The organism is bacterium, from assembly GCA_029210545.1.
GTDB lineage: Bacteria > BMS3Abin14 > BMS3Abin14 > BMS3Abin14 > BMS3Abin14 > JARGFV01.
This window is the reverse complement of the sequence record JARGFV010000088.1, coordinates 1-10,629: the sequence shown is the minus strand read 5'-3', so window position 1 is coordinate 10,629 and position 10,629 is coordinate 1. Positions and strand designations below refer to the sequence as shown.

Genomic DNA, 10,629 nt, shown 5'->3' with positions numbered 1-10,629 from the left:
TTCCCTTTCCTTACAAATCAATGACTTACGGTGTGAGTCATTGATTTGGGCGCCCCGCGCGGGGCGCGTTGATGGACCTTTTGCGAGTCCATCAACCAAGATTTTAGGGACAAGTTCACGGTCTACGGTCTACGGTTCACGGTTAATTAAAATCCAGGACGGAATATGGAATATGGAATATGGAATCTGAAATTGCTATAAAGGTGTCATGAATTTTAAAAACACCATATCTTTTATCGGCGGAGGCAACATGGCCGAGGCCCTTGCGGGGGGGATCGTAAGGGCAGGTATCGTCCCGGCAGGCTCCATCATGATCTCGGACCCCCTGGTCCCGCGGTGCGAATACCTGAAAAACACCTACGGCTTCGAGGTGACTTCCGGGAACAGGCAGGCGGCGGTGGCCGGCGGGACCATTTTCCTTGCCGTCAAACCCCAGGTCATGCAAGGGATCCTCGATGAGATCTCGGGCACACTGCGCGAAGGAGCGCTGGTGATCTCCATCGCGGCAGGTATCACGATCTCCTTCCTCGAAGGAAACCTTCCCGGGGCCCGGGTTATCCGCTCCATGCCCAACACCCCGGCCCTGGTGGGAGCCGGTGCGACGGTCATTTCACCCGGAAGCCATGTCCACGCCGACATGACCCGCTGGGCGGTGGAGCTTTTTCACGCGGTGGGAAGCTGCCACGTTTTGCCGGAAGAACTTATGGATGCCGTGACCGGCCTTTCCGGCAGCGGGCCGGCTTACATCTTCAGAATGGCCGAGGCTCTCACCGAAGCCGGCGTTGCCGCGGGAATCCCTGTCGAACAATCGGGAGAACTTGTCAGGCAGACCATCCTGGGCGCGGCCCGGATGATGGTGGAGACGGGCCAAACGCCCACCCGCCTCAGGGAAATGGTCACCTCCCCGGGAGGGACGACGGAAGCAGGGCTTGCGGAGTTGGGAAAAGCGGGGTTTGTCGAGGCTGTCGTTGAGGCAGTGCTGGCGGCGGCGAAGCGGGCCGGGGAGCTCGGGCAAGGATAGCCCCCGCTTTTCCCCATGACACGGCGGCACGGCGAAGGGGGGACACGGGGTGAAAAAGAAGTGACGTATCGGGGTAACGGGGTATGGGAGTATGGGAGAGGAAGGGCCTTGCCCAGGATATCTGGCAATGGATCAGTGTAACGGGGTAACGGTGTATCTGAGAAGAAGCCTCGGGTTTTCACCCCGAAACCCCGTTACTCCGACACGCCGATACCCGAAGGTCCGGAAAGAAGCCAGCTGCGCAAGATTTCATAGTCCCCCGGATCCACAAAACTACCTTTCAGAAATACCAGCGACCCTCCACCGGTATCGATGAGGAGGTGGCTGCCGGCTGGCCGTACGCTACCCGGCTCGGGCCGCGCGAACTCCTCCGTCCCGTGCTCGCTGGTGACCACCATCCTGTCATCGAACAGCTGGATCTCCTGAGGGACGAGGAGCGTCTCGTTGTTGCCCCCGTAGGTGTGGAGGAGGAACATTCCCTGCGACACGCCCCAGTAAAGTCCGGCCACGGCCACGGCCCATATAACCCCTTTGAGGTAGTTGCCGTCCATGGTGTGGCCGATAAGAACAAGCCCCGCAAGGCCGGGCAGGGCGATACGGCGAAGGGGCCGCCGGGAGGCTGTGATGCGGATGACCTCGTAAAGGTCCCTGCGGGTGAGTTGGAATTTCAGTTTTTTCACATTCATTACTTTTTGGAACGGGCATGGTCCGGTTCTCTGCTGCTTGCCAAGCGACAGTTCCTGGCGGGCCAGCGAGTGGAAAGACCGCCAAGCTAAGCTAAGCTCAGACCAGTCCCCGTGTCTCCGTGTCTACTCACACTCAGCCCCGCTCACCGAAAATGGCGGTGCCGATGCGCACGATAGTGGCGCCCTCCTCGATGGCGACCTCGAAATCCCCGGTCATCCCCATGGAAAGCTCACGAAGGGACTCGGCAGGGAACCCCTGCCCCACCAGGTCGTCTCTGAGTTCACGAAGGGCTCTGAAAAAGGGGCGGGCGCTTTCCGGGTCCGGATCCCACGGGGGCATCGTCATGAGCCCTGCGGGCTCGGCTCCTTCTTCCTCCATGAGAACCGTGAGGATCTGAGCTGTTTCGATGGGGTCGCACCCGGACTTGACCTCTTCGCCGGAAACGCTGACCTGGACCAGAGCCTTGCAGATCTTCCCGCGGTCACTATAGCGCCGGGCGACTTCCCGGGCCAGTTGAACCGAATCGATGGAGTGGATCCACTGGAAAAGATCGGGACAATATTTTACCTTGTTGCTCTGAAGGTGCCCGACGAGGTGCCATGAGAGCCCTTCCGGTGCATTGGGGATCTTCTCCCTGGCTTCCTGGATCCGGTTCTCCCCGAAATGCAGCTGCCCGGCCGCAACCGCCTCGTGCACCAGTTCCACGGGCATGGTCTTGCTGACGGCAAGGACCAGGATGTCCGTGGGGCTTCTTCCGGCAGCGGCTGCCGCCTTGTTGACCCGGTCGTGAATGGATCGGAGGCTTAATGCGATATCGCTCATGTTGACTTTAAAAATCCACTATCGGTCCTTGAAGGGATATTAGTGTGAGCTTTCATGGGAGCTGAAATACCCTTCTAACCGCTCCACGCAGCTGGCGGCCTCCTTGCTTATTTCAGTGTCAGGCCTCATTTCAGCGGCTTTGCCATAGGCCTCTTTGGATTTAACGAACTTCTGGAGACAATCGTAATCCCAGACCTTACCCAGCATGAAGTATGCATCCGGCACAAGATTTCCATCGGGATCCATTTCCACGACCTGCAGGAAATGTCCGGCGGCGGATTTCAGCTCGGTCACCTGGGAAGGGGCGATATCCTTGAACTTGACTTTACCGTCCACCCGGTTTGCGTTTATAAACGCAAAGGCCTTTTCGTAAAGGACCCGGCCCAGAAGAAAATGAACCCGTGCTTTCTCCCCGTTTCCTGATTCCTCTTCGAGCATAGGCTCGAGCATGGCTACAGCCTGTTCATACTCCTTCTTTTCCAGGAGTGTTTCAGCTTCACCGAGCTGGAAGCTGTTATCGGCAGCAAGCGAATAAAAAGGCATGCCGATCACAAATGAAAGGGCTACTGAGATCATTGTACAGGTGGTCACATTACGAATTTTCATCATGGATGGTCTCCCTGTCAAAAAAAAAGGGGCTGCCCCTGCAGCCCCCTCGTTCCTGAATGGCGGGGTCGACGGGACTCGAACCCGCGGCCTCCGGCGTGACAGGCCGGCGTTATAACCAGCTTAACTACGACCCCTGATGTGCTCTATGTCAAAAAACATTTCTGCTGGTGGTGGGCGGTACAAGGCTCGAACTTGTGACCCCCGGCTTGTAAGGCCGATGCTCTCCCAACTGAGCTAACCGCCCAACGAGGGGATACTTATAATCTTCTCGCGCCCCCCTGTCAACTATCTAAAAGTGATAAGGGTCGTAAAAAGTCCAAGCGGAACTTTTCCTGGCTCATTGATGTCCTGGGGAAACGGAAAAGCGTGGTTTTCCCTTTCCTTACAAATCAATGACTTACGGGGTGAGCCATTGATTTAGGCGCCCCGCGCGGGGCGCGTTGATGACTTTTTGCGAAGTCATCAAAAGTATACGGTTCACGGTATACGGTTCACCAGCCTTCGTTAAAGCTACGGCAGGCAGGCGGTTCACTGTTCACTGTTCACTGTAAACCGTAAACTCTAATGCGTCTGCACCAGCCCGTTATCGGCCTGGATTGGAGGCCCGTTTTCATCGCCTCTGGGGCGAAGCGGAGGGATGGGCAGTTCCTCCTTGGTTTCCCGGAGGGCCAGCGCGAGAACCTCGTCCATGCTCTCCACGTGATGGATGGTCAGCCCCTTGAGGATCTCCCTGGGAACATCCTTGAGATCGATCTCGTTCTCCCTGGGTATGATCACGGCACAAACGCCTCCCCTGTTGGCGGCAAGGAGCTTCTCCTTGAGCCCGCCGATCTTCAGAACACGGCCCCTGAGGGTGATCTCACCCGTCATGGCGATGTCATGCCGGACCGGCCTCCCCGTGAGCGCTGAAGCGAGGGACGTAGCCAGGGTTATGCCGGCCGACGGTCCGTCCTTGGGGATCGCTCCTTCGGGAACGTGGACGTGGGTGTCGACCTTCTGGTAAAAGTCCCGCGGCAGGCCCAGCTCCGCAGCCCTTGACCGGACATAACTCACGGCAGCCCTGGCCGACTCCTGCATCACGTCACCAAGCTTACCTGTAAGGATGAGGTTCCCCTTGCCCTCGAGGATGGTGACCTCGGTCTGCAGGATCTCACCGCCTACTTCAGTCCAGGCCAGGCCGGTGGTGAGCCCGACCCGGTCTTTCTCTTCGATCTCGCTGTGCTTGAACCTGGGGACACCAAGGAACCTGCCCACCATCCTGGGGGTGATGGTGATACGCTTGCTGTTCTCCCTGTCCTTGACCACTTCACGGGCGACCTTACGGCACACCGAGGCGATCTCCCGTTCCAGGTTCCGGACACCGCTTTCCCGGGTGTATCCGCGGATAATCTCGAGGATCCCCTTGTCAGGGAATGCCACGTGCTCAGCTTTCAGGCCGTTGGCCTCCATCTGTTTTTTCACCAGGAACCGTTTGGCGATATTGAGTTTCTCCAACTCGGTATAACCGGCGATACGGATGATCTCCATGCGGTCCCGCAGCGGCCCCGGGATAGGATCCAGGGAGTTTGCTGTCGTGATGAACATGACCTTGGACAGGTCGTAGTCCACCTCCATGTAGTGGTCGGAAAAGGTGCTGTTCTGTTCAGGGTCGAGGACCTCGAGAAGTGCCGACGACGGGTCGCCTCTGAAGTCCATGCTCATCTTGTCCACCTCGTCGAGGAGGAACACCGGGTTCATGCTCTCAGCCCTCTTCATGGACTGGATGATCCGTCCAGGCAAGGCCCCGATGTATGTCCTGCGATGCCCGCGGATCTCGGCCTCGTCTCGCACACCCCCGAGTGAAAGGCGCACAAAGTTGCGTCCAATAGACCTGGCGATCGACTTGGCCAGCGAGGTCTTCCCGACGCCGGGAGGCCCCACGAAGCACAGGATGGGTCCCTTGAGCTGTCCAACCAGCTGGTGGACCGCCAGGTACTCCAGGATCCTCTCCTTGACCTTCTTGAGCCCGTAGTGGTCCTCTTCGAGGATCTTCTCCGCTTCCTGGATGTCCAGTTTGTCCTTGGTATGGTAACTCCACGGCACCGAGATGAGCCAGTCGATGTAGTTGCGTACCACAGTGGCTTCCGCGGCCATGGGAGCCATCATCTTGAGGCGCCGGAGTTCCTTCACAGCCCGGTCGTTGACCTCCTCGGGCATCTTTGCCTTCTTGATCTTCTCCTCGAGTTCCTGGACCTCGGCCTTGGCCTCATCCTTTTCACCAAGCTCCTTCTGGATAGCTCTCATCTGCTCGTTGAGGTAGTACTCCTTCTGGGTACGTTCCATCTGCCGCTTGACCCGGCTGCGGATCTTGCGCTCGATCTGAAGGATCTCGATCTCCGACTCCAGGATGGCCAGGACCGCCTCCAACCGCTCCGCGACGACGACCGTCTCGAGAAGTTCCTGCTTGTCCTCGAGCTTGACCATCAAATGTGCGGCCACAGTGTCGGTGAACTTGCCCGGCTGGTTGATGGTGGAAAGGGTGGCCAGTACCTCCTGGGGGATCTTCTTGTTGAGTTTTGCATAGCGCTCGAAACGTTCGACAATGCTCCGCATCATGGCCTCGAGCTCGGGAGTCAGGGGAAGAACGTAGTCAAGCTCCTCGTAGGTGGCTGCGAAATACTCCTCGGTCAGGGTGTAGTCGGCCAGCCTGACCCTCTTTTGCCCCTCCACTAGGACCTTCACGGTCCCGTCAGGAAGCCGCAGCATCTGCAGGATGGAAGAAAGAGTGCCGATACTGTGGATCTCGTCCGGAGCAGGCTCGTCCAGTTGGGCGTCCTTCTGGGCCACCAGGAGGATGTACTTGTCAGACCCCATGGCCTCTTCCAGTGCCTTGATCGATTTTTCCCGTCCGACGAAGAGGGGGACGATCATGTAGGGGAAAACGACGATATCCCTTAAAGGAAGGACCGGGATGGCATCATTGATCATTGTATTTCCAATGTTTTCGGACATTGCGTATCACACTCCAATCGCCTGCCGGGGCAAAGGCCCGGGTGACAGAGTAATGCTGATGGATGTAACCGGAACCCAGGCAAAGGCGGATCAGGAGACCTTCTTCTCCTTTTTCTCTTCCTCTTCAGCCTCGCCGGATTCGTAGAGCAGGATGGGATCGGACATGGAAGTGACGACATCCTCGTTGATAATGCACTCTTTCACGTTGGGCTGGGAGGGGAGATCGTACATGATGTCGAGCATGACCTCTTCGAGGATGGCCCGCAGTCCTCTCGCGCCTGATTTGCGCTTGACAGCCTCTCTTGACACCGAGACAAGAGATCCTTCGGTGAATTTGAGGCTGGTGTCCTCGAACTCGAAGAACTTCTGGTACTGCTTGACCAGGGCGTTCTTGGGCTTTGTCAGGATCTGGATCAGCGCTTCCTCGTCCAGGTCATGCAGGGTGGCGACCACCGGAACCCGGCCGACGAACTCGGGGATCATTCCATAACGGATGAGATCCTCGGGCTGCATCATTCCCAGTATCTCTCCGATGTCTTTTTCCTTGTCAGACTTGATGTCGGCACCGAAACCGAGGCTCTTGGCTCCGACCCGCTGCCCGATGACGTCGTCCAGGCCCACGAAAGCACCCCCGCAGATGAAAAGGATATTGGTGGTGTCGACAGCGATGAACTCCTGCTGGGGATGTTTCCGGCCTCCCTGGGGCGGAACGTTCGCGATGGTCCCCTCGATGATCTTGAGCAGCGCCTGCTGCACACCCTCACCCGACACATCCCGCGTAATGGATGGGTTATCGCTCTTCCGGGCGATCTTGTCGATCTCGTCGATGTAGACGATCCCCTTTTCGGCACGGCTGACATCGTAGTCGGCGTTCTGGAGAAGACGGAGGATGATGTTCTCCACATCCTCGCCCACGTAGCCGGCTTCGGTCAGGGTGGTGGCGTCGACGATGGCGAAGGGTACGTTGAGGATGCGGGCCAGAGTCTGGGCCAGGAGGGTCTTCCCAGAACCGGTAGGGCCGATGAGAAAGATATTGCTCTTTTGCAGCTCCACGTCGTCCGCGACCGCCTCGATCCGCTTGTAGTGGTTGTAAACCGCAACCGCAAGGACCTTCTTGGCCCGCTCCTGTCCTATGACATACTCGTCCAGGAGAGCCTTGATCTGGTCCGGCTTGAGCAGGCTGGCTGAGACACGCTCGCTCTCTTCGCGGTCCCACTCCTCGGCAATGATATCGGTGCACAGATCAACACACTCGTTACAGATATAAACAGTGGGTCCGGCAATGAGTTTTCGGACCTCATCCTGCGTCTTTCCGCAGAAGGAACACCTGAGGATATTGCCGTCTTTGCCTCTCGCGTCGCTCATAGTGTCTCCAGGATCGGGTCAGTCAACCTCGGATGCAGGCCTTCGATCGATCACCTGATCCACGATACCGTACTCGACGGCCTCGGTGCCTGACATGAAAAAATCCCTGTCTGTGTCGTTTTGGATCCGCTCAAGGTCCTGGCCCGTGCTGTCGGCCAGGATGAGGTTCAGTTCGTTCTTGAGCTTCAGGATCTCCCTGGCGTGGATATCGATGTCCGACGCCTGTCCCGAGAATCCGCCCATCGGCTGGTGTATCATGATCCTCGAGTGGGGGAGGGTAAACCGTTTGCCTTTTGTCCCCGCCGAAAGGATCAGGGCCCCCATGCTGGCCGCCTGCCCGATGCAGATCGTTTCGATTTCCGGTTTAATGTAACGCAGGGTGTCGTATATCGCAAGACCGGCCGATACAGATCCTCCGGGGCTGTTGATGTACAGGTGAATGTCCTTGTCCGGCCCTTCCGCCTCCAGGTAGAGAAGCTGGGCGATGATAAGGTTCGACACGTGGTCGTCAATGGCCGTTCCCATGAAGATGATCCGGTCCTTGAGGAGACGGGAATAGATGTCGTAGGCGCGTTCGCCGCGACCGGATTGTTCGATGACCATGGGGATCAGGTTCATTCTTGGCTCCTTGGTTTTGGTCGCTCATGACACGGGGAGGGGGAGAGTGGGGGACACGGGGAAAGCCACCGCGTCGCCGCGTCGCCGCGTCTCCGCGTCTTACTTTTTCTTTTCCTTTAGCTTTTTCTCTTCTTTCCCCTCTTCCACAGGCTCGACTTCCGTGATTTTGGCCGTCTCCAGGATCTTGTCGAAGACCTTTTCGCGGACGAGGTTGAACCCGATCTCGTTCAAGGTGCCGTTCCCGGCATACTCCTCCATGAGTTCGTCCATATTCTTGCCCATGCGGACGGCACTTTGGCGGACCACCTCGGTGACCTCTTCCTCGCCTGCTTTCATCCCCTCTTTTTCCGCGATCTCGCTGATGATGTAAAGCAGCCTGATCTGCTCGGCAGCGAGGGCCTTGAAGTGGTTTTCGTTGGCCAGGATCATCTCCTGGACCTTTTCATTGGGCAGCCCGGCCCGAACCATTCCCTGGCCGTACTCCTGGATGAGGCGCCTGAGTTCCTGGTCCACGAGGGACGAGGGAACGTCAAAAACGTTGTCCGCCACGAGGCGTCTCACCAGGTTGGCCCTGAGTTCTTTTTCGGAATCGGCCTTTTTATGCTCGATGATGTCCTTCCGGATGGTTTCCTTGAGTTCCTCCAGGTTTTCGAACTTGCCCAGCGTCCTGGCGAACTCGTCATCCACCTCGGGGAGTTTCAGTTCCCTGATCTCCTTGAGGGACACGGTGAAATGAATCAGCTCACCGGCGAGTTCCTCGTTGGCGAAATCCTCCGGGAAGGTCAGGTCAAACTCCCTTGTCCCGCCGGGCTTCATTCCCACGATCTGCTCCTCAAAACCCGGGACCAGCTCGGACTTCCCGATGCGGACAATGTAATCCTTGATGTCCAGGTTCTTCACCGGTTCACCGCTCCTGGTCCCTGCAAAGTCGATGCTGGCGATATCATCTTCTTTCAGACCCCGTCCATCTTCCACCTTGACCGTTTCCCCGTGCCGTTCCCGCATACTGCTGATAAAACCGTCAATTTCTTCCTCCCTGACCGCGGGCCGGGGTTTTTCGAGCTTCAGCGCTGCGTAATCCGCGACCTCGAAGACAGGTTCGAGCTCAACGATGGCCTCCAGGGTGACTGCCTTATCCTCCTCGGTCCTGACATCGGTGAGGTAAGGATTCCCGAAAGGCTTGAGTTCGTGCTCGGCCAGCGTATCTTTCACGACATCTCCCGCCAGGGCGGTGACGGCATCATGCCCGGCGTCTTTCGAGTAGATACGGCGGATCATGGACATGGGGGCCTTACCCTTCCTGAACCCCTTTACGGTCGCTCTCCTGCCGATGAGTTTGAGCTGTCGATCGACTTCCTCCTGGTAGCGATCCCACGGTATCTCGATGTTCAGTTTGCGCTCAGCATCGCTGGTTTTTTCAACGTTGATTTTCATCGGTTTTTCTCATTCCTCCATCAAATTTCACCGGTCACTCGAAAAACCGGTTTTGAGTATTGAGTTAATAGAACAAACCAAACAAATGCGGGCTGATGCTACCTGAAAACGATCTGTTGAGCAAGTTGTGGAAAGGAAAAAATTTGGCAGATATATCAATACTTTTGAAACAAGGGAATCCTTTTTACAGCATTTTGGAGTTGTTTCACTCAAATCCCTGAACCCGGAACCCAAAACGCCATTCAAAGAGCCTATTGAAGGCTTTTTCCAGGCCAGTTCATGTCCTCCTTCGCTCACCCTGAAACGCAGATTGGGGAACTGGATGAACTTCGGCGGACACCCTTCGCTCTGTTGTGGCCTGCCACCCGTAGCTTCATCTATTGTAGCCGAGGTGGCTTGTCAAACGTTAAGAAGCAACTGAGATGGCTTGCCAAGGCGAAGTTAAGCAAACCTTTCAGGTTTGCTTAACGAAGACTGGTGCGAGGAGGGGGACTCGAACCCCCACACCAAAGGTACTGGGTCCTAAACCCAGCGCGTCTACCAGTTCCGCCATCCTCGCACGGACTGTATTATAACCACAGTTTCAGATATTGAAACCGCTCAGAACCGTGAGCAATTGCAGGAAGTGCGGACCTGGACCCGGCTGTTTCAGGGGCCATCCGGGCTATTCCAGAAGGAGATTGGCGGTCTTATAAGGATGGTCATATAGCCGAAACGGTCCACAGCGAGAACCGGATCAAGGAGCTGAAACCCGAAATCCGCCGATTGGACCCCTCCGGCCGGGGTCAGGGTCAGGGTCTACCCTTTCTGGGAACGTTTCCTGGCCGTTATCCCCTTCGCCGTCCTGTCGGCCCTGGTGGCACCCTACCTGCTGGCGCCAGGCAGTGGAGATCATGTACAGCTCATCAACCCGTATTTATTGGCGGGAGTCCCTACTCTCCTGATCTCCTACCGAACGAGGAACCTTATCCTCTCGGTGGGCGTGGGGGTGGGGTTGTATCTTTTACTAGCCCGGACTATTCACGAGGTTCTTTTCCGTTCCGGCGGCGTTGCTGAGTCGTTCGCTTGTGCGGAATACTAAA

The 10,629-nt window shown here is 57.0% G+C and carries 8 protein-coding genes and 3 tRNA genes; 1 reads left to right on the top strand and 10 read right to left on the bottom strand.

What is annotated here, in order from left to right; translation table 11 throughout:
- Nucleotides 1-208 precede the first annotated feature (208 nt).
- Nucleotides 209-1,021, top strand: coding sequence for a pyrroline-5-carboxylate reductase (gene proC, locus P1S46_09420; protein ID MDF1536701.1), 813 nt, complete (start codon nucleotides 209-211; stop codon nucleotides 1,019-1,021).
- 194 nt (nucleotides 1,022-1,215) lie between these two features.
- Here the strand turns inward: proC and P1S46_09415 are convergent, their stop codons facing one another.
- The 10 genes from P1S46_09415 to P1S46_09370 form a co-directional block, all read right to left on the bottom strand.
- Nucleotides 1,216-1,701 carry a hypothetical protein gene (locus P1S46_09415; protein MDF1536700.1) on the bottom strand — a complete coding sequence of 162 codons (486 nt, stop codon included), beginning with the start codon at nucleotides 1,699-1,701 and terminating at the stop codon, nucleotides 1,216-1,218.
- A gap of 139 nt (nucleotides 1,702-1,840) precedes the next feature.
- Nucleotides 1,841-2,530, bottom strand: a complete 690-nt coding sequence (locus tag P1S46_09410) for a YggS family pyridoxal phosphate-dependent enzyme (protein ID MDF1536699.1) — start codon at nucleotides 2,528-2,530, stop codon at nucleotides 1,841-1,843.
- A gap of 39 nt (nucleotides 2,531-2,569) precedes the next feature.
- Complete coding sequence (locus P1S46_09405; GenBank protein ID MDF1536698.1) at nucleotides 2,570-3,139, bottom strand: hypothetical protein; 570 nt, start codon at nucleotides 3,137-3,139, stop codon at nucleotides 2,570-2,572.
- A 57-nt stretch (nucleotides 3,140-3,196) separates the two neighbouring features.
- Nucleotides 3,197-3,273 (bottom strand) — tRNA-Asp (locus tag P1S46_09400).
- Between the two features lie 34 nt (nucleotides 3,274-3,307).
- Nucleotides 3,308-3,383, bottom strand: a tRNA-Val gene (locus tag P1S46_09395).
- Nucleotides 3,384-3,700: 317 nt separating this feature from the next.
- A complete protein-coding gene (gene lon, locus P1S46_09390) occupies nucleotides 3,701-6,106 on the bottom strand; it encodes an endopeptidase La (protein ID MDF1536697.1) in 2,406 nt (801 codons plus the stop codon).
- Nucleotides 6,107-6,220: 114 nt separating this feature from the next.
- On the bottom strand, nucleotides 6,221-7,495 hold the full coding sequence (gene clpX / locus P1S46_09385; protein ID MDF1536696.1) for an ATP-dependent Clp protease ATP-binding subunit ClpX: 1,275 nt from the start codon (nucleotides 7,493-7,495) through the stop codon (nucleotides 6,221-6,223).
- A gap of 18 nt (nucleotides 7,496-7,513) precedes the next feature.
- On the bottom strand, nucleotides 7,514-8,113 hold the full coding sequence (gene clpP, locus P1S46_09380; protein MDF1536695.1) for an ATP-dependent Clp endopeptidase proteolytic subunit ClpP: 600 nt from the start codon (nucleotides 8,111-8,113) through the stop codon (nucleotides 7,514-7,516).
- A gap of 99 nt (nucleotides 8,114-8,212) precedes the next feature.
- On the bottom strand, nucleotides 8,213-9,547 hold the full coding sequence (tig, locus tag P1S46_09375; protein ID MDF1536694.1) for a trigger factor: 1,335 nt from the start codon (nucleotides 9,545-9,547) through the stop codon (nucleotides 8,213-8,215).
- A 475-nt stretch (nucleotides 9,548-10,022) separates the two neighbouring features.
- A tRNA-Leu gene (locus tag P1S46_09370) sits at nucleotides 10,023-10,106 on the bottom strand.
- Between the last annotated feature and the right edge of the window lie 523 nt (nucleotides 10,107-10,629).